Here is a 22,225-nt window from a genome sequence, read left to right on the forward strand (position 1 = left end):
GAGCGCGGCTTCATCAAGGCCGAGACCATCGCGTATGACGACTACGTCGAGCTGGGCGGCGAGCAGGGCGCTAAGGCCGCCGGCCGCCTGCGCATGGAGGGTAAGGACTACGTTATGCATGACGGCGACGTCGTGCATTTCCGCTTCAACGTGTAGGCATGATCGCCACGCCGATCTATGGCCGCACTACCGCGCAGCCCGATGATGGCGCCGCGCGAGCACGCCTGAAGGAGAGAGGACTCACCTAGATGTTTAAATATGGAAAAAAGGCCGGCATCATGTCGATCGTGCTGATCGTCCTTGCCGTGGTGCCTTTGATTACGGCGGCGCTTTTTGTGCCGCAGATGCCTGAGCAGGTTGCAATGAGGATCGCCCAATCCGGAGAGGTCATGCGTTGGGGTAGCCGCTACGAGATGTTCGTGGTTCCCGTCTTCGCCGTTTTGCTGGGACTCGCTACCTACATGAGCGCCGGCAAGCAGGCTCGCGCCCATGAGATCGATTCGCCTGCGATGGCGGTTGTTACCGCCGAGCGCTTCCTGCGCAACGGCATCGTCACCGGCGTTGTGCTCAACCTGGCCAACGCCTACATGTTCTATGCGGCGCTGACCGGCCACGGCCTGTTCTAGCGTAAGCGTGCCGCGCTGCCGGCCACCTGCGTCCAATAACGCGCTTTATCGCGCGCTCGACAACGCAATAGATTCGCTAATGGCGTCCGGTTTGTCTGGACGCCGTTATTTTATGCTTACCGTCCGTGGGTATTGGGTGCAGCAATCCAGCGCAGGTACGTCCGGGCTCCCAGCTAAAGACTCGGTGCCCGGACGTGCTATCACTGCGTTTCATGCGTGCGCTTTGGCACCCAATTACCGGTTCGGCGCCCGAGCGTGCTTTCTAAACCGCGTGTGTATACAAGGCGGCACCCAGTTTAGAGCTGGGTGCCCAAACGGAAACAAGCGCTATGTAGTTATGTACGTAGAGGCACCGGGACTCAGGCTCGGAGCCCAAACGTGCAAATCAGAAACATGCCTCGATGCCTTGTCGTCCCGTTAGTGCGGCTTTAACAGCTCCCAAACCTCAACATCAAGACAGGCAGCCAAGTTCACCAGCGTTTCAAGCTTGGGGTTGCCGTTACCGCTCTCAATGTGATCCAGCTCGGGGCGACTGATGCCAGCGGTCAGGCAGAACTGGAGCTTGCCCAGTCCGGTTCCTTCCCGCCCGCGGCGGACGTTCTCGCCCAGAATATGTTGGATGCTCGTTTTCATGCCCTGAGTGTGCGGGTATTGCCGGAAAACACTGTAAACTGCAGTTTACAATCCTATGTTTTGCATAATTTCGACGTAAGGCGCCTTAGTCATTTTGGGGCGGCAAACGGTTACACACGGCGGGAGGCGACCGTGCGCATCATCGATATGAACCAGGCTCTTCGGGGCAGCCGGCTTGTTGCCGTGGGCTTATCTGCCGGGTTCTGCGTGGGCGCGCAAGGCGAGTCCGGCTTGTTTTACGAGGACGAGTGGGACCTGCTCAACCGCATGGCGGCGCAGGGCCGACGCGTAGTAGCGCTTTTGGACGATACGCCGCCGCTGCGAGCCCAAGCAACAGCAGAGCCCGCGCAGGTAGATTACGCGTGGGCGTCCCCGGATGCCCTGGGCGTCCTCAGTTTTCCCGTCGCTCGCGGCGAGGCCCTGGCAGCGCTATGCCATCGGCGCTCTCTGCGTATGGGCGATGTTGCCTATATAGCAACCAGCCCCCTGGACCGCGAGGTCGCTATGGGGGCTGGAAGGGTCCTTGCGCTGGCGGAGGCGGGGGACGAGGTCCGGCGCATGGCGGATGTTGTCCTGCCCGCGCGATCGGCGGGCGGTTTGGTGTTAGCGCTTCTGCGCGCTCGGGCCTTTAGTCCAAAACAACGCGATCGAAATTGACCGGTCGGTAGAACAGGTCGCGAACGGTCTGGGGATCGCGCGATTGTCCCAGGGCCCACATGGTCTTCGCTACCAGCGCTTCGGTGGTCATGTCGTCGCCCTTCAAGATGCCGGGATGCTCGGCATAGGCGCGGCCAACCTCGTACACGCCCAGGTCAAGGCCCTCTTCGGGCACCTGCGTGGTCATCACGATGGTGCGGCCGGAATCAACCCAGTCAAAAATCGCCTGCTGATAGGTAGGTCCGGCGTCGGCGCCGTACTCGGGAATGCCTCCCATGCCAAAGGTCTCCAAGATAATCGCGTCGTAATCCTGGGCGAGGAGCTCAAAGACGCGCGGGGTCATGCCTGGCGTGAGCTTGAGCACGCATACGCGATCGTCGATCTTGTTGTACGTAAGCGGCCCGCGTGCGTCCACCGTGCCCGACGTGCGCCGCGCGACCTCGGCGATGGCCTGCGCGGCAACCGCGGCGCCGCTGCGGATGATGCGGTCTGTGCGAATATATGCCAGCGACGGGTAGTTGACGCTGATGAAGGCGTTGGAGCTCATGGTGCGCTGTTTGCGCCCCCGCGTGCCGGCGATCGCCTTGCCGCCAAATACAATCGAGACGTCGCGCGAGTTATCATCGATGGCGTATAGCAGGCTTTGGTATAAGTTGAGCTTGGCGTCCGTAAAAGGGTGCCCCATGGGCTGCTGCGAGCCGGTGAGGACGATGGGCTTGTCGCTGTTCTGGATCAGGTAAGAAAGCGCCGCGGCGGTGTAGGACATGGTGTCCGTGCCGTGCAGCACCACAAAGCCGTCGTGGGTATCGTAGCCGTCCATAATGACGTCGCGGATACGCATCCAATCCTGCGGGCGCATGTTGGTGCTATCGATATTCATGGGTTGGACGATATCCAGCTGGCACATCCCTGCGATCTGCGGTACCGCCTGCGCTAGCTGCTCGCCCGTAAGAGCGGGGGAGAGACCGTTGCCGTCCTCTGCAGAAGCGATGGTGCCGCCGGTGGCGATGAGCAGGATGTTTTTCATTGCATAAAGCCGTTTCTCGTCCAAAAACGCAAAGCCCGTTACGGTAAAGGCACGGCAGGGCGCGGCAAGGGCGATGCGTGGAGTGGATAGTTCCAATTCATCATAGGCGGATATGGGGCGTAGGAGAAGAAGAGCGCGGCATTCCATGTCTTTTAATACGCCCTATTAACTGGTAGCTGTCTGGGCGCCGCGATGGAGCGGTTTGGTGCAAATATGCATTCTCGCAGGTGGTAGGTTACATTTCGCGTCATCTACATAGCGAGCGTGTATGATATGACGGTCGTTTTTTGTACTACCCACATGTTCGCATGGGCGTGCTTCCGTTGCGCCGGGTTGCATCTTGCGCCAAACCGCAGGAGGAACGCTGGCGTTTCCGGGGCTCGCACCGGCGGGCATATTAGGGAGGAGACCCATGTCTCAGAACCAGGCAAACGAGAAGGTGCTGGTGCTCGACTTTGGCGCCCAGTACGCACAGCTCATCGCCCGTCGCGTGCGCGACCTGCACGTGTATTCCGAGATCGTTCCGTGCGATATCTCCGCGGACGAGATTCGCGCCATGGAGCCGTCCGCGCTGATCCTGTCCGGCGGCCCCGCGTCCGTCTATGCCGAGGACGCCCCCGGCGTCGACCCCGCCATCTTCGACCTGGGCCTGCCCATTTTGGGCTTCTGCTATGGCCACCAGATCACCGCCGTCACCTTGGGCGGCGAGGTGGGCCATTCCGAGATCGGCGAGTACGGCCCCGCTACCATCGAGCGCGACCGCGAGAGCGCCCTGTTCAACGCCACGCCTCTCGAGCAGACCGTGTGGATGAGCCACCGCGACGCCGTCTCCGCCGTTCCCGCGGGCTTCGTGGTCACCGCCAGCACGCCGGTGTGCCCCGTCGCCGCTATGGAGAACGCCGAGCGCCGCATCTACACCACGCAGTTCCATCCCGAGGTCAAGCACACCGAGCACGGCCAGCAGCTGCTGCAGAACTTCCTGTTCGACATCTGCGGCCTTGAGGGCACCTGGACCATGGACAACCTGGTCGAGACCATGACCGCTGACTTCCGCGCGCAGGTGGGCGAGGACCGCGTGATCCTGGCGCTTTCCGGCGGCGTCGACTCCTCCGTGGTCGCCGCCCTGGGCGCCCGCGCCATCGGCCGCCAGATGACCTGCGTGTTCATCAACCACGGCCTGCTGCGCAAGAACGAGCCCGAGCAGGTGGAGGAGGTCTTCACCAAGCAGTTCGACGTCGACTTCATCCACGTGCACGCGGAGGAGCGCTACGCCAAGCTGCTGGACGGCGTGACCGATCCCGAGCAGAAGCGCCGCATCATCGGCACGCAGTTCTGGAACGAGTTCTTTGCCGTCGCCAAGGACCTGGAGACCGATGGCCGCCCGGTGAAGTACCTGGCCCAGGGCACCATCTACCCGGACATCATCGAGAGCGGCGCGCGCAAGACGGGCGGCAAGACGGCCACCATCAAGAGCCATCACAACCTCATCCCGTTCCCCGAGGGCGTGCACTTCGACCTCATCGAGCCGCTCGACCACTTCTTCAAGGACGAGGTCCGCGAGCTGGGCCTGGCGCTGGGGCTGCCCGAGCACATCGTGTACCGCCAGCCGTTCCCGGGCCCCGGCCTGGCCATCCGCATCATCGGCGCGGTGAGCCCCGAGAAGCTCGAGATCCTGAAGAACGCCGACGCCATCGTGCGCGAGGAGCTGGACGCCTACAACGCGCGCCTCTTCGAGCAGACCGGCGAGCGCAACTCCGAGCACTCCTGCTGGCAGTACTTCTGCGTGCTGCCCGACATCAAGTCCGTGGGCGTGATGGGCGACGAGCGCACCTACGCCCGCCCCGTGATCCTGCGCGCCGTTGAGTCCAGCGACGCCATGACCGCCGACTGGGCGCGCCTGCCCTACGAGGTGCTCGCGCGCATCTCCGGCCGCATCGTGGCGGAGGTTCCCGGCATCAACCGAGTGGCGTACGATATCACCTCAAAGCCCCCGGCGACCATCGAGTGGGAATAGTAATAGAACATTTGTTCTTGTTTTTCATACGGTTTCGTACGGTTCCGATGGCGACCGATGGGGGCGTTTCGCAACCGCCGCGCCTGCAAGCCACATGGTTTCACAATCGAGCAAAAACTCAGAAGGCTCCTCGAGAAAAACGAGGAGCCTTCCCGTTTCCTTAGGCGCGGACGGATCGGGACCGAGCGCCGATCTAGAGGCACTCGGTCAGAATCTGGAACACCTCGCTGCGCTCCAGTTTCTTGGCGCAGCCGCCGGTGAGCACACAGGTGTCCGCAACCTTGTGCAGCGTGTCGTCGGACGCGTCGGAGCCCATCTCGGCGAAGCTCGTGGGAAGCCCCATCTCGCCGATGAACGTCTGCAGGCGGTCGATGCCCTCGAGCGCCATCGTAAGGTCGTCTTTGCCCTTGGCGTCGACGCCCCACACCTCGCGCGCCCAGCGGGCGAACTGCGCGGGCGCCTCGGGGGCCAGGTGGCGGTAGAGCGCAGGGTGGATGACCGCGAGGCCCATTCCGTGGTTGGTGTGGGTGTACGCGCCGTACTGGTGCTGGATCATGTGCGCCTGGAAGTCCGTTGACTTGCCGATCTTGAGCACGCCGTTCTCGGCCATGGCGGAGTCGTATACGAGCTCGCTTCGGGCATCGAGGTTCTGGTCGTCGTCAGCGATGACGCGCATGTTGCGGATGACGTTGCGCTGGATGGCGAGGTTGATGTCGTCGGTGACGCTGCGTCCGCGCGGGCTTCCGAAATAGCTCTCCATGCAGTGCGAGAGCGTGTCAAACGCGCCGCTCATGAACTGCGCGTGCGGTACGGTGAGCGTGAGCGCCGGGTCGAGCGCCGCCCACATGGGCATCGCCCCCAGATAGGCGCCCTTCACGTGCGTTTCCTCGTTGGTGATGACGGCGCCGTTGTTCTGCTCGGCACCCGTGCCGGAGAGCGTAACGATGCAGCCCATGGGGATGAACGAACTCGGCATCTTGCCGTCGGCGTGCTCGAACGTCTCGATGTCCTCGTCAAGCTTCGCCTGCGCGGAGACCACCTTGCAGCAGTCGAAGACCGACCCGCCGCCGACGGCGAGAATGAAGTCGACCTGCTCCTCGCGGGCGAGCGCGGCGCCTTCCTGGCACTTCTCGTAGGTCGGATTGGGCATGATGCCGCCGAAGTCCACCACGCGCTTGCCGGCGCCCGTGAGCTTCTCGACTACGTGGTCGTAGACGCCGGTCCGCTTGACCGAGCCTCCGCCGTAGGCGAGCATCACTGTCTTGCCCATGGCGCCCATCTCGGCGTCGAGTGCCTGGTCCATGGCCCCCTCGCCGAAGTAGTTCCTGACCGGGTAGTCGTACGTGAATGAGTTCATGGCAATTCCTCCTAGTAAGTTATCAGTGCGGTCTGACCGCTCGTCTACACGTTGCGCGCGAGCCCGGACATCCATTCGATGGTGGCGGGGTCGTGGTGGTCGAAGAACGCGCTGCGCCCGGTGTCGAGCGCGGCGATGGCGACCATCTCGTCGTCGCCCAGCGCGAAGTCGAAGACGTCGAAGTTCTGCTCCATGCGATCGCGGTGCGTGCTCTTAGGGATGCAGACCACACCGCGCTGCAGCAGCCAGCGCAACACGACCTGGGCGACCGTCTTGCCGTGCGCCTCGCCGATGCGAGCGAGGACCTCGTTGCGGAAGAGGTCGTTTCTGCCCTCCGCAAAGGGCGCCCAGCCTTCCATGGCCACCTCCTTGCCGACCATGTACTCCTGCGCCTCGCGCTGTTGGAAGAACACGTTGCACTCGACTTGGTTCACGGCGGGGGCGATGCGGTTGAACGAGATGAGGTTTGCGAGGTGATCGGGGTAGAAGTTAGCTGTGCCTATGGCGCGGATAACGCCCTGCTCGTAGAGCTCCTCCATGGCGCGCCACGCACCGAAGACGTCGCCGAACGGCTGGTGGATGAGGTAGAGGTCGACGTAGTCGAGCCCCAGCCGCTTGAGCGCCGCGTCGAAGCCGCGCTTGGCCCCCTCGTAGCTCGCATCCGACATCCACAGCTTGGTCGTCAAGAACACCTCGTCGCGCGGCAGGCCGCTCGCGCGAATGGCGGCCCCGACCGCCTCCTCGTTGCCGTAGCTCGCGGCCGTGTCGAGCAGCCGGTAGCCGACCGAGAGCGCGTCCTCCACGGCGCGCTGGCATTCCACTGCGCCTGGGATCTGGTAGACGCCGAAGCCGAGTTGCGGCATCCTGACGCCGTTGTTCAAGGTGATGTAGTCCATGGTGCCTTCCTTTCTCGCTACTTGACGTATCCACCGTACGAAGGGCGCCGAACCGGCGGAAGTTTCCGTTGGTGAGGATTCTATAACGCTGGGGTGCGCACGGGGCTATAACCCGCGGGTTCAGGGCACCGCACCAAAGGGGGATTCCGCCGAGCGCTCCGCGGTCGTACGCTTGGCGATGAGAGAGCACAGGCCACCGACAGGGGATGTGCCCTAACGGAGTCCGATGAACGGGCGGACGAGGGCACGCGGTCCGGCTTCGCAAACAAATGACGGATATCATAGACAGGGAGAACAGGAATGGACAAGCGCGTTCTGGGAAAGAGCGGTATCGAAGTCAGCCCGCTCGGTATGGGCTGCATGGGAATCACGCATGCGAGCGGAGACCCGATGCCCGACGACGAGGCCGTGAGCGTCGTCCGTCAGGCCCACGAGATGGGCTATACCTTCTTTGACACGGCGGAGTGCTACGTTGGTACGTGCGCCGATGGGACCGAGGCACACAACGAGGATGTGGTGGGCAAGGCGCTCGCTCCCGTGCGCGACGAGGTTGTCATTGCTACCAAGTTCGGCGTCACGCACGCCCCGGACAAGACCATCCTCGTAGACTCGCGCCCCGAGGTTATCCGCATCTCGGTGGAAAAGAGCCTGCGCCGGCTGCGCTCCGACCACATCGACCTCTACTACCAGCACCGAATCGACCCAAAGGTCGAGCCCGAGGTTGTCGCCAGCGTCATGGCAAACCTCATCAAGGAAGGTAAGATCCGCGCCTGGGGAATCTCCGAGGCGACGGAGGAGTACCTGCGCCGCGCGGACGCTGTGTGCCCCGTTTCCGCCGTCCAGAACCGCTACTCCATGATGGCGCGCTGGAACGAATCCCTGTTCCCCGTGCTCGAGGAGCTGAACATTGCCTTCGTGGCCTTCTCTCCCATGGCGAACGGCTTTCTGACGGGCGCGTACAGCTACAACACCAGATTCGAGGGCGCCCAAGACTACCGCGATGGTATGCCACAGTACACCGAGGAGGGTGAGAGGCGCGCCGAGCCCCTCACGCGATTCGTTCACGAGCTGGCTGGATTGCACGCGGCGACGCCCGCCCAGGTCTCCCTTTCCTGGATGCTCGAGAAGAAGCCCTATATCATTCCCATCCCGGGCAGTCGCAAGCCCGAACGGCTGCTCGAGAACCTCGGCGCCGCCGAGGTCGGGCTCACCGACGATGAGGTTGCCAAGGTCGACGGGTTGCTTGACGGGCTCGACCTCATGGTCTTCGGTGGGCATGCGGTAAGGTAGGGAGCCATGAACATTAGACCCTATGTCATCTGTCACGTCTTTGCCGGGCTCAACGGGCGCATCGACGGCGCGTACATGCTCGACCCCGCCGCCTCGCCCGCACGCGCCGCGTACTCTCGCATGCAGGTCGAGTTCGGGGCGGACGCCGTGGCGTACGGGGCCGTGACCACGAAGGGCTTCGTCGGGTCACGCCCCCTTGCGCTCGATACCCACGGGAGCGCGCCCAAGGGGGACTTTGTGGCGCCTCATGACGAACGATCGTTCTACGTCTCCGTCGACCCCGCCGGGGAGATTGCATGGGAGTCCGCGACCTATCGTCGCGCCGGCCGTGCGGACGCGCACGTCATCGAGGTCCTCACCGAGGCGGCATCGCCGGCGTATCGCGACTATCTGCGAGAGCGCGGCGTCTCATATGTGCTTGCCGGCTCGCACGGGCTAGACCTCCCGCTCGCCCTGCGCAAGCTGCGCGAGCTTTTTGGCATCGAGCGCCTGATCGTGTGCGGCGGCGGAAAGACGGACATGTCGTTTCTTGCCGCGGGCGTGCTTGACGAGCTGAGCCTCGTTCTCTCCCCGACGGTCTCGGGGGAGCCCGAAACGGCTTCCGTCTTCGACGATATGCCTCGCTCAACCGGCGGTTCGCACGCATTCTCGCTCGAGCGCGTCGAGCGCCTTGCCGGCGACGGCCTCCACCTCGTCTATCGAGTGCTGCGATGATGTCGCGCCGTACGTTCTTGGCTGCGATCCTTGGAGCTTCTGGGGTGGCGCTCGGCGGCTGCGCTGCAAACGATCGGGCGGGACATGGATCGAGTTCCCGCTCCGAATCTGTATCCAAGACGGTGCAGGTCTCGGGCTCGACTCTCATCTACGATGTTATCGACAACCCTCTGTTTGAGGGCTATGGGCGCCTGCTCTTTCCCACGACGTTTTACCCGCCGACGGAGGATATGACGCTCGACGACCTTCCCGCATGCCTGCCGTGGTACTCGGAGATTCATACGAGTACCACGATCGATGTCGTCGGCTACCTGCTGTCAGAGCGCGCGGCGGGACGGACAATCTTCTACAACATCTATTCTGACGCCGAGAAGACAGCCGACCCATCGCTCGCCGACACGGGGCTCTTCCACTTCGCTGCCGAGGGGACGGGCGATGCGCCTGCGCCCTTTGCCGTGGTAAGCGCGGGTGGAGGCTTTGCCTACGTTGCCGCCATGCACGACTCCTTCCCGCACAGTCTGCACCTGGCTCGGACCGGTATCAACGGGTTCGCGGTCATCTACCGCCCGGATGCGCAGCTTGCTTGCGAGGACCTGGCCCGCGCCGTCTCCTTCATCTTTGAACATGCCGACGAGCTCGGCGTGGATACGGAGGGTTATTCGCTGTGGGGCGGCTCGGCGGGCGCGCGCATGGCGGCGTGGGTCGGCGGCTACGGCACTGCTGCCTTTGGCGCGCCGGCGGCAACGCCTCAGCCTGCGGCGGTCATCATGCAGTACACCGGCATGAGCGAGCTGACGGGTGACGACCTCGCTACCTACGCCTGCGTGGGCGACCGCGACGGCATCGCCAGCTGGCGCACAATGCAGGGACGCATCGACGCGCTCGCCAAGACGGGCGTGCCCACGGAGTTTCATGTTTACGAAGGCCTGAGCCACGGCTTTGGCCTAGGTGTCGACACCGTGGCAGAGGGCTGGATCGACGATGCCCTCGCGTTTTGGAAGGCGCAGCGATGAGGATGACAAGACGTATCTTCCTTGCGGCGGCGGCCGGCGCAACCTCCGCCCTACTTGCCGGGTGCGGCTTGGATAGCACTGGCGAAGAGCAAGAGTCGGACCGAGGCCAGGCGTCGCTCGTCGGCGTTGCGCGAGGGCTGCGGCGGTTGTATCGGCGATGGAGCCGATGCGCCGGTGGTGGCCGGACCGCACCCCACGGTTATAGGCTGCTTACGAGCGGGAACTTCTCGACAGATCTTTTCACGCCTATGGTAGAGGCGGTATCAGACAATGCGTGAGGAGTGGGACGTATGATTCTCTTCATCAACGGAAGCCCCAACAAGGATGGCAACACGGCGCGCCTGGCGCGCGAGCTCATCGGTGATCGTCCGTACGAGCAGCTTAACCTTGCCGAGCACAAGGTCTACGGCTACGGCCAGAGCTACGGCGACGATGACTTCGAGGACGTGCTCGCGCGCATCGAGGCGGCGGACACCCTGGTCGTGGGGTCGCCCGTCTACTGGCACAACCTCTCCGGCATGCTGCGCAACCTGCTCGACCGCTTCTACGGTCCGGTGCGCGAGGGCAGCATGAGCGGCAAGACGCTCTATTTCGTGTTCCAAGGTGGCGCGCCCACGCGCGAGATGCTCGATTGGGGCGAGTACACCATGAAGCGCTTCGCCGCGCTCTACGGCATGACCTACGGCGGCATGGTCGACAATACGCACGAGGCAAGGGCGCTCTCGAAGAAGCTCGCGTAGCCCCAACTTGCGTAACCCAGTTCGGCGGCGGTGGGCCCGTGAAGACGGGGCCCACCGCCCCTTTTCGTTAGCCTAGCGTATGATCGGACGGGCGCTACGAACGACTGCCCGCATGAGCAGGGCACCCAGAAATGCGAAAAGCGCCATGACGCACGCGTGCTCGAGCAGGTAAGCCGGTAGCGGGGCGCCGGCGGAAAGCACGAAGGGCATGCGCAGCGTCACGTAATCCCATATATGCAGTGAGAAGAACTCGTAGATGCCCACGCATGATGCGAGCAGCCACGCGGCAAATCCCAGCTTCTCAGCAGGTTTCGCCACGTTGCTCGTTGAGCGGCTAAGCGTTTTGGTTGCGTGGAACCCGGCGTGGAGGGGGAAGATGAGCAGTGCGAGATAGGATGAGCTGAGGTGCGCTGCACGGGCGAGCCCATCGAGAGGGCGCAGTACCGGTAAGATACCCGAGAGCACAAGCCCGCTTGCGGCGAGCGATACCATGAGGAGCAGAGATGTCCCCGCGCACACGGCGAGCAACAGGCGTGCGGCGCCCCAGCGCCCAGTTCTAAGCGAGCGGATCCATGTGCCGTTGAGCCAGATGTGGACGCCCGCAGCCGCGACCATCACGACACCCAGAAACGCATGGAAATCCTCTGGGAGCAGCTGGTAGCACATCTGAACCGCAAGCAGGGTCGCAAGGATTATGTCGACCGTGCGGCGCAGCGCCCTTCTCGCCAGTCCCTTTATTCTCCGCGTCATGAGAACAGCCACCCCATAATATCCTCGTCATGTGCAAACAGGTACCCGCCCGCTCCGTGCTGGCCGACGTTCTCGCCGAAGCCGTGTTCGACGAAATAGCTCGTCGGCTTCACGTCGAGTGTTATGAGCTCGTCGATGCGGCTCTCACTGAGCCCGCAAGCCCGGTAGGCCTCTCTTATGCGCTCCGCCGCCTCGCGCGCCGGCTCGGAACCGTAATAGTCGTCGTGCTCGCCGATGGCCATATACACCGGGACCTCGGCCGCTGCGAGCTCATCGATGTCGCCGTCCCAGCGCGAGATGGTGTGGAGCGCACGGCGGTAGAGCTCGGGGCGCGTTCCCAGAACGAGGGAGATGGTCTCGCCGCCGCCCGAGCAGCCGCTCAGATACACGCGGCCCGCATCGATGTTGTAGGCGCCGAGCAGCCATTCGGTGAGCTCCACCACGTCAGCCGCGGATTGCTCACCCCAGTCGTCGAGCTGGGGTGAGGCCACGATCATGTCGGCGATGTAGTCATTCGCCACAAAGGGATAGTCCTCCTGGAGGTTGGCGCCCACGCCCTGGAAGTAGAGCCCCTCCCAGCCGGGGCAAGGCACGTAGAGCGCATAGGGCACGGAACCGTCGTAGGAATCCGGTACATGTAGCGAGAAGTGCAGTGTCCTGCCCGCCGGTGTTTGCAGGGCGTCGTCCACCACGAAACCGCGATCAGTCTGCGATCCCTTCATGAGGACGTAGCCGCCAGGCTCACGGACGTCCGCACCCTCCCCGAGGTCTGAGTCGCCACCTCTCGACGCTACCGAATCCCCCGTTGCAGAGCATCCGGCAAGAGCAAGGGGGGCCGAGGTGGCGAGTGCAAGGAAAGTTCTTCTCGTGATATTCATGCTCTGACCTCCACGAGCTGGTACGTGCGGCCGCCCAGCCCAATCTTCTCGGCGTGCTCGAGCACGTGTTTGCCGCCCAGGTCCTCGATGCGCCCGACGAGGTCGGCCGAATCGTCGTCCGAGCCTCAGGCTTTAGGCATGGCGAGAAGCGCATCAGCTGCCGCTGTTGGCCTCTTGCAGTTCGGCGAGGGTCACGCGCTCGTTGCGGAAGCGTGCTGCGGGGTTCTTGTCGCCCGCCGCGCAGGTGATGGCGTGCGCTAGGCAGGCGTGCATGCAGGCGAGGCACGCGTTGCAGCCAAAGCCCGCCTGCGCGCGGCGGACGGCCTTGCCGTCCTCGAGCGCGATGCACCCGGCCGGACACGCCTTGGCGCATATCCCGCAGCCGATGCACCTCTCGGGGTCGATGGTGAGAAAGTCCTCCAGCGCCGAGGGCTCGAAGCGCAAACCGAGGCTCATGAACTGCTCGTGGGCCGCGCGGTCCTCGTCGGTCACCGGCTCGAGCCGCTGGCGGCGCGCTGCGACGTCCGCGCGGATGCGCGCAAGGTTCTCGCCGATCTTCTTCTCGGGGATGCGGGCGCGCTGCTCGTCCATGTCGAAGTTGGGCAGCCAGTTGTCAACCATGAGGAGCGTGGTCACGTAGGCGGGGTTGAGCCCCGCCGCCCGCGCGTTCTCCAGGCACAACTCGGCGGCGTTGGCGTGCCGGTTTCCGTAGGTGCAGACGAAGTAGAGGTAGGGTGTGTCGAACGACGCGCGGTTGATGAACTCCCGCACCATGTCGGGCATCATGTGACCGTAGATGGGGTAGACGATGCCGATCGCGTCGTCCGCGTAGACGAGCTCGCCCTCGCGGCGCATCTCCTGCGGAATGCTCAGGACCCTCTCGCCCTTTGCGGTCAGCTCACGCGCCGCGTAGAGGCAGTTGCCCGTCCCAGTGAAGTATAGAATCATTCGAAACCCCCAAATTATCAGCGGACTGCCGTTTCCGATGGCCTATGCCAGGTTGAGACTGGAGACCCAATCACGAACCTCGGACTCGTCCGCACTGGACGAGAAGCGCCGGCCCTCCCGCCAGTCGCCGGAGCCCGCCGCCTCGGCAAGCAGATCGCCGCTTTTCCCCAAGCCAGAGCTCGTGGACGTGCAGAACGGGATGACCGTCTTGCCGTCCCAGTCGTTGCCGGAGATGAAGTTGTCGATGGGCCAGGCCGCGATGCCCCACCAGATGGGATACCCAACGAGGACCGTGTCGTAGCCGTCCCAGCCGTCGGGAGCGACCTGGGTGAGCTCCGCGTCGCGCAGGCCTTCATCCTCGTGCTCGAGCGTGACGCGGCTGTTGTCATCGGTCCAGTCAAGGTCATCGTCGGAGTAGGGCTCCACGGGGGTGATCTCAAAGGTGTCGGCGCCCAACTCGTCAGCGATCGTTTGCGCCACAGCCTCGGTGTGCCCCTGCGCCGAGTAGTAGGCAACCAGGACGTTGCCCCGTGCCGATGCGTTGTCCGACGAGGCGCTCGGGGTGCTGTTCTGTGCGCTGGCGGTGCCCCCGGAGGATGTGGCATCATCTTCGGCGCTGCATCCGGCCAGAAGGATGGTGAGCGGCGCGATGGCGGCGACTCCCATGAGGAAGCTGCGTCGGGTAAGGGCTCGTGCGGTGTTCATGTGCTTCTCCGTTCCATGCTCGTGAGGTGAAAGACGGCTCTCGTGGCCGCCTTGGGCTATTCTTGGGCGTCGAAATCCGGTCTGATCTTGAGATAGCCCGCGAGCGCCTCATCGGTCTGCTCGTAGTAGCTCTTGGTTCCGTCGAGCTGGGCGATGCGTGCCATCTCGTCTTCGGTGAGGGAGAAGTCGAAGATGTTCGCGTTGTCGGCGATGTGGTCGGGGTTCTTGGAGCCGGGGATGATGGAGGCGCCCATCTGCACGTGCCAGCGCAGGATCACCTGGGCCGGGGTCTTGCCGTACTTCTCGGCGAGAGCGACGAAGACGGGCTCCTCCAAAAGGCCTTTGTCGCCGTGGCCGAGCGGGTACCACGCCTCGATCACCGTGCCGTACGGCGCGAGGTGGGCGCGCAGGTCGCGCTGGGCGTGGTAGGGGTGGCACTCAACGGTCACGAGTTGCGGCTTGATGTCGGCAACCTCGATGACCTCGGCGATCTTGTCTTGCGGGAAGTTGGAGAGGCCGAGGGCGCGCACCTTGCCCGCGCGGTACGCCTCCTCCATCGTGCGCCACGCGGCCAGGTAGTCGCCTACCGGCTGGTGCAGGATGAGCATGTCGACGTAGTCGAGCCCCAGGCGCTGGAGCGTGGCGTCCACCGCCGGCATGCCCGCGTCGTAGACGCTCAGCCAGAGCTTGGTGGAGACGAAGATCTTGTCACGCTCGATGCCGCTCTTGGCGATGGCACGGCCCACGGCGCGCTCGTTCATGTAGGCGTTGGCGGTGTCGATGTGCTCGTAGCCAGCCGCGAGCGCGGCGGTTGCGGCCGCCTCGGCCTCGGCCGGGGTCATGAGGAAGGTGCCCAAACCCTCGATGGGCATCTCTACGTCGTTGTTGAGCTTCAGATACTCCATGGTCTCCTCCTTGATGGCGACTTTTCGAATACAACGCTACGGTGTTTACTGGCGTGCGAGAAGTTCACGTTGGAATGATGGATATAACCATGGGGTATATACGGCACATAATGCGTGACAGGAGGATCTATGTACAACCCACAGCTCGACACCTTCATCCGCGTGGCGGAGGCGGGCAGCTTCTCCAAGGCGGCACAAGAGTCCTTCATCACGCCCACGGCCGTCATCAAGCAGATGAACCTCTTGGAGTCGCGGCTAGGCCTTACGCTGTTTCACCGATCGCATCAGGGGCTTTCGCTTACGCGAGCAGGCAGGTCGCTGCTCGCCGACGCCCGCCATATCGTGCAGTACTCTCAAGAATCAATCGCACGCGCTCGCATCGCCGAGCGCGGAGAGAAGCGCATCATCCGCGTGGGCGTGTCGCTCATGACGCCCAGCACGCCGCTCACGAAGCTGTGGCCGAAGGTGAAGGAACGTTGCCCTGGCATGAGCCTTCAGGTGGTCACGTTTGAAAACACACCCTCGGCGGCGCGCGGTTTGGCGAACCTCGGGCAAGACATGGATGTCGTGGTGGGGATTTTCGACGATGCCTTTCTTAAAGAGCGCGGGTGCCTGGCCCTCGAGCTCTCGCGCGAGCCGCTCTGGTGCGCTGTTCCCGTCGACAGCGAACTCGCCAAACGCGACATCGTCACATTCGACGACCTCCACAATCACAGTCTTATGCTTATACGTCGGGGCTGGAACGCCGAAATCGACCGCGTGCGCGACGAGATACTCTTGCATCATCCTCAAATCGCGCTCGTAGACTTCCCGCAATATCGGGCGGAGGTGTTCAATCGCAGCGCGAACGAGGACCTCGCGCTTGCGACGCTGCCGCTGTGGGCCAACGTCCACCCCATGCTCAAAACTGTCCCTACCGATTGGGACTGTCTCGTGTCTTACGGGCTGCTTCATTCGCCGCACCCTGCAGACCATGTGTGGGAGTTCCTCGATGCGGTGTCTGCCGCGCTCGAGGCAAAGCATCGATAGGCAATCGCGAGCAGATGCGCTTATGCCTATGGGAATAACGGGAACTGGCTTCTGAGCTTGCGTTTTGATACCGTCGAGTACCGCCTGATGCTGTTTCGGCGTCGCCATAGAGCAAAGCCATCAGCGAAATGACGGGAATAACAGCCTCCGGACCCTCTGGTTCGGAGGCTTTCTTTTTCGTTCTGCTCGGAAAGGGCTCCTTGCCGGAGTCCCATGGGTAGCGAACGGCTTTATCGACCGTGCGCGTTTTCGTAGGCGCCTTTGATCTCTTCCGGCAAATCGTCGGGAATCAGTGCCTTCACTCTATCCTCGTTGCCATCTTGAATCGCCTGCTCGTAGTACCAGCATTTGAACTTCAACATGTCCAGGGCGCGGTTCATCTTCGCGATCTCCGACTCCATGTGGGCTTTCCGCTCCTCGAACATGGTCTTGCGCTGTGGGTAGGTCGATGGCCCCTCTGCGCACCATTCCATGAACAGACGGATGTCCTTGATTTCCATTCCCGCCTTCTTCAGGCATTCGATGACCCGAAGCGCTTCGAGTTCCGTTTCGCCAAATCGGCGTATGCCAGACGTCCGCTCCAATTCCGGGAACAATCCCTGCTTGTCGTAATACCGCAGCGTGGAGACGGGCAAGCCGAACATCTCCGCCACCTGTCCGATTGTGTGCATGGCCCCTCCGGATTAATCTCGGATTCATTCCTTGACCTAAAGTCAGGTTTAGGTATTACCTTCATTCTCGTCAATATAAATCGGGAGTTCAAGGGGTATTCTGCAATGAGCAAAGAGGTATTGATTGTTTCGTCTAGTCCCCGCAAAGGCAGCAATTCCGAGATGTTGGCGGACGCCTTCGCCAAAGGCGCGCGGGAAGCGGGTCACAGCGTGGAGACCGTGCGCCTGCGCGAAAAGCAGCTCGGGTTCTGCAAGGGATGCCTTGCCTGCCTAAAGCTGGGGCGCTGCGTCATCCAAGACGATGCCGTGGACATTACCGCCAAGATGCACGATGCGGATGTGTTGGTGTTTGCAACGCCCGTCTACTACTACAGCGTCTGCGGCCAGCTCAAGACCATGCTTGATCGTGCCAACCCGCTTTTCGACTCCGACTGCGCCTTCACCGAAGCATACCTATTGTCAACGGCGGCGGAAGACGAGCCCGCAACCTTCGACGGCGCAAAAACGGCGGTGCAAGGCTGGGTCGACTGCTTCCCCCGTTGCACGCTTGCGGGGACGGTTTTCGCCGGCGGCGTGAATGACGCAGGCGAAATCGCCGGCCATCCGGCACTGGAGCAGGCTCGGCGAATGGGCATGGAAATCTAGGCGCGGCTTAGCTACGCGGAAGCAGTATGTACTTAAAACCATCGACAGGAGGAATCAAACATGACGATTGAGCAGACGGTGGGCAGGGATGCCCTGGGGGACTTCGCCCCCAATTTGCTCAGCTCAATGACGATGTGCTGTTCGGCGAGGTGTGGAGCCGAGAAGACTGGCTCTCTCTTCGAGACCGCAGCATGGTGACGGTGGTTGCCTTGATTGCACAGGGGCTGCGCCCTGGCGACGTGGTTAACATCGCCCCGGGTGTGAAACATTGGCACGGAGCCGCGCCCGAGAGCTGGTTCTCCCATCTTGCGCTGGGGGTTCCGGGCGAGGAGACCTCTAACGAGTGGTTGGAGCCTGTGGACGACGAGCAATACTTTAAAGCGACTGACAAGGAGGCTTAAGCATGGAACAGTTGGATCTGACGCAGGAATGGGACAAGGTGTTTCCTAAAAGCGAAAAGGTAGACCACGGCAAAGCGACCTTCCGTAACCGCTACGGTATCACGCTGGCGGCCGACGTGTACGTGCCGAAGAGCGCGGAAGGCAAGCTGCCCGCCATCGCCGTCAGCGGCCCGTTTGGCGCGGTGAAGGAGCAGGCATCCGGTCTGTACGCGCAGAAAATGGCGGAGCTGGGCTTTTTCGCAATTGCCTTCGACCCGTCCTATACCGGCGAGAGCGGCGGTACGCCCCGCTATGTAGCATCGCCGGACATCAATACCGAGGACTTCTGCGCAGCGGTGGATTTCCTCTCCGTGCAGGAAAGCGTTGACCCGGAGCGCATCGGCATCATCGGCATCTGCGGTTGGGGCGGCATGGCAATCAATGCGGCGGCCATCGACACCCGCATCAAAGCTACCGCCGCTATGACGATGTACGACATGACCCGTGTGACCGCCAATGGCTATTTCGACGCCGAGGATTCTGAGCAGGCACGCTTCGAAAAGCGAAAAGCGCTGAACGCACAGCGCACCGAGGACTATAAAAACGGCAGTTACGCGCTGGCGGGCGGTGTGGTCGATCCGCTGCCGGAGGATGCGCCGCAGTTTGTAGCGGACTATTACGCCTACTACAAGACTCCGCGAGGTTACCATCCTCGCAGTCTGAACTCCAACGGCGGCTGGAATGTAACGTCCTCGCTGTCGTTTATGAATATGCCGATTTTGCAGTACGCCGGCGAGATTCGCTCTGCCGTGTTGCTGGTACACGGCGAGAAGGCGCACTCCCGCTATTTCAGCGAAACCGCGTACGGCAAGCTGACCGGGGACAACAAGGAATTGCTCATTATCCCCGGCGCCAACCACACCGACCTTTACGATCAGATGGACATCATTCCGTTTGGAAAGCTGAAGGCGTTCTTTGAGGAATATCTGAAATAAGGCGCGACTTGATTCAATACCAAGCCTCCGGCAACGATTCTTCCAGTCATGGTCACAGCATGCGGCTTTATCCCTGCGGAAATGCGCAGGGATAAAGTCACTAGCTAGTGCACATCTACGCTGCCACCGTGCCGGAGGGCTCGGCACGCTTCGCCCGCAAGAGCCAGCTCTCTGACCTGTTCGACGCTGTGAGGCCAGCTCCCTTCCCGTAGAGAACCCGGCGATCGCTGCCCTGCACTTCCTGCAACGCTTGACAAAGGCCGTCGGGCTGCTAGAGTAACCTCACATTACAAAGTCTTCTGGCTTATCGGGGCGGGACTGAGAAATCGGTTCTGCCCCGTTTTCTAGGGGAGATGAAAAACCTCCGGGTTTTGTAAGGGCGTGTCCGCGAGAGCGGATGCGCCCTAGTTTTTTGCCGACAGCTAGAGGTTCGGGCCATGCCCCACCACCACCCGCTGAATCGTCGAGGGTCGGCCGCAGCCCGCCCGCCTCCGCTCCGTTGCGCTCACGGCTCGGAAACCGCCCCGCCCCGTGCCCAAAAGGCGCCGTCCACGACCATGCCCGCCGCTCCGGCCGCGTGAATCTGAATCTACCCCGATTCCATTTACACTTCACTAAGCCGCTTTCGCGGCGCCTTTCCGGTGCCTCGCCTCGTGTATTTGGTAGCCTCGAAGTTGCGGGCTTGAGCGTCGGAAAGTTTCGGACCCGAGGCTCTCCTCGTTCAACGTTGCGATGGGTCCGGGCATGGCCGACCTCCAATATGCTTCTTGTCTCGACGACTCGAATCATGCCGAGGCGGGCCGCGCCTTCCTTCTATCTGGACGCTATTCCGCTGTCAAAGTGCGCAAGAAAATGTACGTTAACGAAGGACAGACCGACGCCGTGAAGCATGCGAAAGGCGATGCCCATCGAAAGGACTGGCACAAACACATAGCCTAGCGGTACGGCGCCCAAGAGGAGCAGACCCGCCACAAGCGCCACTTTGCGAACGCCGTTATCGAGCCACCAGCCTACAAACGGCCATATCGAAGATAAGGCCGGTTTGGCATATGTCTTTATGCTTCGGCTTCCTTTACGACCCTTACTTCTCCTACGTTCGAGAAAAGCGCTCCAAAGACAAGGCGCGTGACGGGAGATGCAGCAAAGAGGTTCCACAGCAGCGCCATGGGGAAGTTTTTGATAAGCGTGCCCACCCAGATGCCCGGGAGTTGGCTTACGGGCATACCCGCAAGAATGATGTTGAACAGGACGCTCGCAACAAGGCTCATCGTAGGGCACATGATAAGAACGGTGCAACAGGAACGGATGGTTCCCTGGACAAAGGCGCTGTCGCGCTCGGGATCGATAAGGCGCTTGGCAAGGGACGCGCCTCCGCGTGTGCCCCACAGATTCGAGAACAGGAAGACGAGGATCCACATGTACGACGCTTCTACAAAGGCTTCGGCGAATACGTCGTTGGTCATATTGGAAAAGCCGCCCGCCATGGTGGGGATGCCCAGCTTCCAAGCCACGTTATAGACCTCCATCCCGTAGGCCATCGCGATGGACATGATGATTCCGTAGATGAATCCCTGCGCTTTGTTCTTTGGCATATGCCTCTCCGTTCCTTCTGGGGCGCTTCCCGCGCCTCCAGCAAACAAAAAGCGTGCGATCGCCCGGGAGGGCAACCGCACGCTTTGCTTACTACGCTGTATTTGCCACGGCAGATGGCGTTGCTCGGCATCTGCGCCGTGGTAGCTTCGCGCTACACGCAGAAGCCATTCTAGCGCGTTGGTGTTGCGACTAACAGAATCAACACGAAGGTGCGACAGCGTTGCCAGCGATTGCGCTGGCCATGCGAATCCGGCGGACGGGAGCTCGCTTCTCGACGCATCCTTTTGCACACTGCTGCGGGCGATGAATAATTCCATTCGTTTTGGTTAAAACAATTTACTGAATGCCTGTCGACTAAAAAAGACGGATTGCTATATAATCTGTCGAGTATAAAAGACAGATTGGGGAATGATGAATAGGGAGATTCTGAAAAGCGTTATCTTCGACCAGCATGAGATTATTCGTAACGCAGATATCGTTCATCGTCGATATTTCCTCGATCCCCAGGCCAACTACGTCGTAACCGGTCTGCGGCGTGCTGGAAAGTCGACGCTTCTCTATGGTCTTGTTCAAGACTTGGTCGCGCAGGGTGTTGACTGGCGTCGGATTATCTACATCAATTTTGAGGACGAGCGACTCGCCGAGTTCACTTTGTCGGACTTCAACGACATTCTCGTGGTCCAAAGTGAGCTGAGCGATGAAGAAGGTTTTTTCTTTCTTGACGAGATTCAAAACATCGATGGTTGGGAAAAATTCGCACGTCGTTTGGCTGATTCTGGCCGTCGAGCATACATAACGGGAGGCAACGCAAAGATGCTGAGCGCTCAAATCGAGACGACGCTCGGTGGTCGCTACCTGACAATGTATGTGACGCCTTATCGATTTGATGAGTATCTCAATGCTATCGGAAAACATTACGATGCGGCGGCCATGTACTCGACGTCTGGTAAAGGTGCAATATCGGCAGCCTTTGAGTCATTTTATGTTGACGGGGGCTTTCCTGAATCGCTTCGCTATGGCATGCCGCGAGCGCATGTGGAGAGCGTTTATCAAAAAGTGCTTTTGGGTGACATCGTTGCTCGAAACAACGTGCGTAACCCGCAGGCGATGAGGGTGTTGATGAAGAAGGTCGCGGAGACGGTTCATAATGAGGCGTCGAGCACGATGCTCTACGGCATGTTGAAGGGCGTCGGATACAAAGTCAGCAAGGACTCGGTGATTAACTATCTTGCCATGGCGCAGGAAGCCTATCTCATCTTTCCCGTTCGCAATGCTGTTGCCAAATTTATCGAGCGCGAGGGAAACCCAAAGTACTATTTCGCCGACAACGGACTGCTCAACCTGTTCCTTTCTAAAAAGGAGCCAATCCTGCTGGAAAATGAGGTCGCGGTCGCAATGCTCGATAGGTACGGTGACGAGCTTTGTTATCTCAAATCGCCAAAAAACGGCATCGACATCGATTTCTACGTGCCCGATGAGGGGCTTGCCGTTCAAGTCGCTTATTCGCTTTCGGAAAGTGCCAATCCGCGCGAAGTGGGCAATTTGCTAAAGCTTGCACGGGTTGACCAAAGCGCCCGTCGCTTGCTCATCGTCACAAAAGAAGAGGATGGATCCATCGAAAGAGACGGCCAGAAAATTGAAGTGATTCCAGCTTGGAAGTTTTTGCTTGAGCTTGCAAGCAGATAATTCGAGTCGTATGCAATAGCCCTGGAGCGCGGTTTTGAACTGCCTCCCATTTCTCGTATCCAATAAATGGGAG

At 61.4% G+C, this 22,225-nt stretch carries 24 protein-coding genes and 1 pseudogene; 14 read left to right on the forward strand and 11 right to left on the reverse strand.

Annotation, left to right across the window (positions count from 1 at the left end):
• A partial coding sequence (locus tag B3H65_RS04360; protein WP_286684744.1) for a DUF933 domain-containing protein occupies positions 1 to 156 on the forward strand: 156 nt, incomplete at its 5' end.
• 92 nt (positions 157 to 248) lie between these two features.
• Positions 249 to 626, forward strand: coding sequence for a DUF1648 domain-containing protein (locus tag B3H65_RS04365; RefSeq protein ID WP_009141887.1), 378 nt, complete (start codon positions 249 to 251; stop codon positions 624 to 626).
• 417 nt (positions 627 to 1,043) lie between these two features.
• Here B3H65_RS04365 and B3H65_RS04370 read toward each other — a convergent pair whose 3' ends face one another.
• The gene (locus tag B3H65_RS04370) at positions 1,044 to 1,259 is read right to left on the reverse strand and encodes a helix-turn-helix domain-containing protein (protein WP_286684273.1); all 216 of its coding nucleotides are present in this window, start codon (positions 1,257 to 1,259) and stop codon (positions 1,044 to 1,046) included.
• A 132-nt stretch (positions 1,260 to 1,391) separates the two neighbouring features.
• Here B3H65_RS04370 and B3H65_RS04375 point away from each other — a divergent pair, with 132 nt between their 5' ends.
• A complete protein-coding gene (locus B3H65_RS04375) occupies positions 1,392 to 1,916 on the forward strand; it encodes a hypothetical protein (protein WP_286684274.1) in 525 nt (174 codons plus the stop codon).
• On the opposite strand, the gene B3H65_RS04380 is transcribed toward B3H65_RS04375, so the two are convergent.
• Positions 1,888 to 2,943, reverse strand: a complete 1,056-nt coding sequence (locus tag B3H65_RS04380; RefSeq protein WP_286684745.1) for an asparaginase — start codon at positions 2,941 to 2,943, stop codon at positions 1,888 to 1,890. The genes B3H65_RS04375 and B3H65_RS04380 overlap by 29 nt on opposite strands.
• A 412-nt stretch (positions 2,944 to 3,355) precedes the next feature.
• Between B3H65_RS04380 and guaA the strand changes: the two genes are divergently transcribed.
• Entirely contained in the window at positions 3,356 to 4,957 is a 1,602-nt protein-coding gene (guaA, locus tag B3H65_RS04385) for a glutamine-hydrolyzing GMP synthase (protein WP_286684275.1), read from the forward strand.
• A gap of 193 nt (positions 4,958 to 5,150) precedes the next feature.
• Here the strand turns inward: guaA and B3H65_RS04390 are convergent, their stop codons facing one another.
• On the reverse strand, positions 5,151 to 6,314 hold the full coding sequence (locus B3H65_RS04390) for an iron-containing alcohol dehydrogenase (RefSeq protein ID WP_286684276.1): 1,164 nt from the start codon (positions 6,312 to 6,314) through the stop codon (positions 5,151 to 5,153).
• 44 nt (positions 6,315 to 6,358) lie between these two features.
• Positions 6,359 to 7,210, reverse strand: a complete 852-nt coding sequence (locus B3H65_RS04395) for an aldo/keto reductase (RefSeq protein WP_286684277.1) — start codon at positions 7,208 to 7,210, stop codon at positions 6,359 to 6,361.
• Between the two features lie 300 nt (positions 7,211 to 7,510).
• Here B3H65_RS04395 and B3H65_RS04400 point away from each other — a divergent pair, with 300 nt between their 5' ends.
• From B3H65_RS04400 to B3H65_RS04415, 4 genes are all read left to right on the forward strand, one after another.
• Positions 7,511 to 8,500 carry an aldo/keto reductase gene (locus B3H65_RS04400; protein WP_286684278.1) on the forward strand — a complete coding sequence of 330 codons (990 nt, stop codon included), beginning with the start codon at positions 7,511 to 7,513 and terminating at the stop codon, positions 8,498 to 8,500.
• Positions 8,501 to 8,506: 6 nt separating this feature from the next.
• Positions 8,507 to 9,214, forward strand: a complete 708-nt coding sequence (locus tag B3H65_RS04405; RefSeq protein WP_286684279.1) for a dihydrofolate reductase family protein — start codon at positions 8,507 to 8,509, stop codon at positions 9,212 to 9,214.
• Positions 9,211 to 10,227: an alpha/beta hydrolase gene (locus B3H65_RS04410; protein WP_286684280.1), complete on the forward strand. Its 1,017-nt coding sequence runs from the start codon at positions 9,211 to 9,213 to the stop codon at positions 10,225 to 10,227. The genes B3H65_RS04405 and B3H65_RS04410 overlap by 4 nt, the downstream gene beginning before the upstream one ends.
• A 290-nt stretch (positions 10,228 to 10,517) precedes the next feature.
• On the forward strand, positions 10,518 to 10,967 hold the full coding sequence (locus tag B3H65_RS04415) for a flavodoxin family protein (protein ID WP_286684281.1): 450 nt from the start codon (positions 10,518 to 10,520) through the stop codon (positions 10,965 to 10,967).
• A 72-nt stretch (positions 10,968 to 11,039) separates the two neighbouring features.
• Here the strand turns inward: B3H65_RS04415 and B3H65_RS04420 are convergent, their stop codons facing one another.
• The 5 genes from B3H65_RS04420 to B3H65_RS04440 all read right to left on the reverse strand — a co-directional run bounded on the left by B3H65_RS04420 (position 11,040) and on the right by B3H65_RS04440 (position 15,153).
• Positions 11,040 to 11,717 (reverse strand): hypothetical protein, encoded by a 678-nt coding sequence (locus B3H65_RS04420; protein ID WP_286684282.1) that lies wholly within the window; start codon positions 11,715 to 11,717, stop codon positions 11,040 to 11,042.
• Complete coding sequence (locus tag B3H65_RS04425; RefSeq protein ID WP_286684283.1) at positions 11,714 to 12,595, reverse strand: prolyl oligopeptidase family serine peptidase; 882 nt, start codon at positions 12,593 to 12,595, stop codon at positions 11,714 to 11,716. Before B3H65_RS04425 ends, B3H65_RS04420 begins: the two co-directional genes overlap by 4 nt.
• A 153-nt stretch (positions 12,596 to 12,748) precedes the next feature.
• Positions 12,749 to 13,543, reverse strand: a complete 795-nt coding sequence (locus B3H65_RS04430; RefSeq protein WP_286684284.1) for an EFR1 family ferrodoxin — start codon at positions 13,541 to 13,543, stop codon at positions 12,749 to 12,751.
• Between the two features lie 42 nt (positions 13,544 to 13,585).
• The gene (locus tag B3H65_RS04435) at positions 13,586 to 14,248 is read right to left on the reverse strand and encodes a flavodoxin (protein ID WP_286684285.1); all 663 of its coding nucleotides are present in this window, start codon (positions 14,246 to 14,248) and stop codon (positions 13,586 to 13,588) included.
• Positions 14,249 to 14,304: 56 nt separating this feature from the next.
• A complete protein-coding gene (locus tag B3H65_RS04440) occupies positions 14,305 to 15,153 on the reverse strand; it encodes an aldo/keto reductase (RefSeq protein WP_286684286.1) in 849 nt (282 codons plus the stop codon).
• 129 nt (positions 15,154 to 15,282) lie between these two features.
• Between B3H65_RS04440 and B3H65_RS04445 the strand changes: the two genes are divergently transcribed.
• Positions 15,283 to 16,182 (forward strand): LysR family transcriptional regulator, encoded by a 900-nt coding sequence (locus B3H65_RS04445; protein WP_286684287.1) that lies wholly within the window; start codon positions 15,283 to 15,285, stop codon positions 16,180 to 16,182.
• Positions 16,183 to 16,412: 230 nt separating this feature from the next.
• On the opposite strand, the gene B3H65_RS04450 is transcribed toward B3H65_RS04445, so the two are convergent.
• On the reverse strand, positions 16,413 to 16,853 hold the full coding sequence (locus tag B3H65_RS04450) for a MerR family transcriptional regulator (protein ID WP_286684288.1): 441 nt from the start codon (positions 16,851 to 16,853) through the stop codon (positions 16,413 to 16,415).
• A gap of 105 nt (positions 16,854 to 16,958) precedes the next feature.
• On the opposite strand from B3H65_RS04450, the gene B3H65_RS04455 reads away from it, so the two are divergent.
• From B3H65_RS04455 to B3H65_RS04470, 4 genes and pseudogenes are all read left to right on the forward strand, one after another.
• On the forward strand, positions 16,959 to 17,498 hold the full coding sequence (locus tag B3H65_RS04455) for a flavodoxin family protein (RefSeq protein WP_286684289.1): 540 nt from the start codon (positions 16,959 to 16,961) through the stop codon (positions 17,496 to 17,498).
• Positions 17,499 to 17,558: 60 nt separating this feature from the next.
• Positions 17,559 to 17,899: pseudogene (locus B3H65_RS10455) on the forward strand (hypothetical protein).
• A 2-nt stretch (positions 17,900 to 17,901) separates the two neighbouring features.
• Positions 17,902 to 18,873, forward strand: coding sequence for an alpha/beta hydrolase (locus B3H65_RS04465; protein WP_286684290.1), 972 nt, complete (start codon positions 17,902 to 17,904; stop codon positions 18,871 to 18,873).
• 744 nt (positions 18,874 to 19,617) lie between these two features.
• The gene (locus B3H65_RS04470; protein ID WP_286684291.1) at positions 19,618 to 19,812 is read left to right on the forward strand and encodes a hypothetical protein; all 195 of its coding nucleotides are present in this window, start codon (positions 19,618 to 19,620) and stop codon (positions 19,810 to 19,812) included.
• Between the two features lie 116 nt (positions 19,813 to 19,928).
• Here the strand turns inward: B3H65_RS04470 and B3H65_RS04475 are convergent, their stop codons facing one another.
• Positions 19,929 to 20,465, reverse strand: a complete 537-nt coding sequence (locus tag B3H65_RS04475) for a hypothetical protein (RefSeq protein ID WP_286684292.1) — start codon at positions 20,463 to 20,465, stop codon at positions 19,929 to 19,931.
• Between the two features lie 412 nt (positions 20,466 to 20,877).
• Here B3H65_RS04475 and B3H65_RS04480 point away from each other — a divergent pair, with 412 nt between their 5' ends.
• On the forward strand, positions 20,878 to 22,152 hold the full coding sequence (locus tag B3H65_RS04480; protein WP_286684293.1) for an ATP-binding protein: 1,275 nt from the start codon (positions 20,878 to 20,880) through the stop codon (positions 22,150 to 22,152).
• Positions 22,153 to 22,225 lie beyond the last annotated feature (73 nt).

Origin of the sequence: Collinsella sp. UBA1693 (genome assembly GCF_002320115.1) — a bacterium.
Taxonomy (GTDB): domain Bacteria; phylum Actinomycetota; class Coriobacteriia; order Coriobacteriales; family Coriobacteriaceae; genus Collinsella; species Collinsella tanakaei.

What these genes read in the sequence shown, in the direction of transcription:
- B3H65_RS04465 (WP_286684290.1), top strand. Translation starts at nt 17,902, where the DNA reads ATGGAACAGTTGGATCTGACGCAGGAATGGGACAAGGTGTTTCCTAAA.
- B3H65_RS04450 (WP_286684288.1), bottom strand. Translation starts at nt 16,853, where the DNA reads ATGCACACAATCGGACAGGTGGCGGAGATGTTCGGCTTGCCCGTCTCC.
- B3H65_RS04410 (WP_286684280.1), top strand. Translation starts at nt 9,211, where the DNA reads ATGATGTCGCGCCGTACGTTCTTGGCTGCGATCCTTGGAGCTTCTGGG.
- B3H65_RS04475 (WP_286684292.1), bottom strand. Translation starts at nt 20,465, where the DNA reads ATGCCAAAGAACAAAGCGCAGGGATTCATCTACGGAATCATCATGTCC.
- B3H65_RS04425 (WP_286684283.1), bottom strand. Translation starts at nt 12,595, where the DNA reads ATGAATATCACGAGAAGAACTTTCCTTGCACTCGCCACCTCGGCCCCC.
- B3H65_RS04390 (WP_286684276.1), bottom strand. Translation starts at nt 6,314, where the DNA reads ATGAACTCATTCACGTACGACTACCCGGTCAGGAACTACTTCGGCGAG.
- B3H65_RS04395 (WP_286684277.1), bottom strand. Translation starts at nt 7,210, where the DNA reads ATGGACTACATCACCTTGAACAACGGCGTCAGGATGCCGCAACTCGGC.
- B3H65_RS04440 (WP_286684286.1), bottom strand. Translation starts at nt 15,153, where the DNA reads ATGGAGTATCTGAAGCTCAACAACGACGTAGAGATGCCCATCGAGGGT.
- B3H65_RS04445 (WP_286684287.1), top strand. Translation starts at nt 15,283, where the DNA reads ATGTACAACCCACAGCTCGACACCTTCATCCGCGTGGCGGAGGCGGGC.
- B3H65_RS04380 (WP_286684745.1), bottom strand. Translation starts at nt 2,943, where the DNA reads ATGAAAAACATCCTGCTCATCGCCACCGGCGGCACCATCGCTTCTGCA.
- B3H65_RS04455 (WP_286684289.1), top strand. Translation starts at nt 16,959, where the DNA reads ATGAGCAAAGAGGTATTGATTGTTTCGTCTAGTCCCCGCAAAGGCAGC.
- B3H65_RS04480 (WP_286684293.1), top strand. Translation starts at nt 20,878, where the DNA reads ATGAATAGGGAGATTCTGAAAAGCGTTATCTTCGACCAGCATGAGATT.
- B3H65_RS04430 (WP_286684284.1), bottom strand. Translation starts at nt 13,543, where the DNA reads ATGATTCTATACTTCACTGGGACGGGCAACTGCCTCTACGCGGCGCGT.
- B3H65_RS04370 (WP_286684273.1), bottom strand. Translation starts at nt 1,259, where the DNA reads ATGAAAACGAGCATCCAACATATTCTGGGCGAGAACGTCCGCCGCGGG.
- B3H65_RS04365 (WP_009141887.1), top strand. Translation starts at nt 249, where the DNA reads ATGTTTAAATATGGAAAAAAGGCCGGCATCATGTCGATCGTGCTGATC.
- B3H65_RS04415 (WP_286684281.1), top strand. Translation starts at nt 10,518, where the DNA reads ATGATTCTCTTCATCAACGGAAGCCCCAACAAGGATGGCAACACGGCG.
- B3H65_RS04420 (WP_286684282.1), bottom strand. Translation starts at nt 11,717, where the DNA reads ATGACGCGGAGAATAAAGGGACTGGCGAGAAGGGCGCTGCGCCGCACG.
- B3H65_RS04405 (WP_286684279.1), top strand. Translation starts at nt 8,507, where the DNA reads ATGAACATTAGACCCTATGTCATCTGTCACGTCTTTGCCGGGCTCAAC.
- B3H65_RS04435 (WP_286684285.1), bottom strand. Translation starts at nt 14,248, where the DNA reads ATGAACACCGCACGAGCCCTTACCCGACGCAGCTTCCTCATGGGAGTC.
- guaA (WP_286684275.1), top strand. Translation starts at nt 3,356, where the DNA reads ATGTCTCAGAACCAGGCAAACGAGAAGGTGCTGGTGCTCGACTTTGGC.
- B3H65_RS04470 (WP_286684291.1), top strand. Translation starts at nt 19,618, where the DNA reads ATGGCCGACCTCCAATATGCTTCTTGTCTCGACGACTCGAATCATGCC.
- B3H65_RS04400 (WP_286684278.1), top strand. Translation starts at nt 7,511, where the DNA reads ATGGACAAGCGCGTTCTGGGAAAGAGCGGTATCGAAGTCAGCCCGCTC.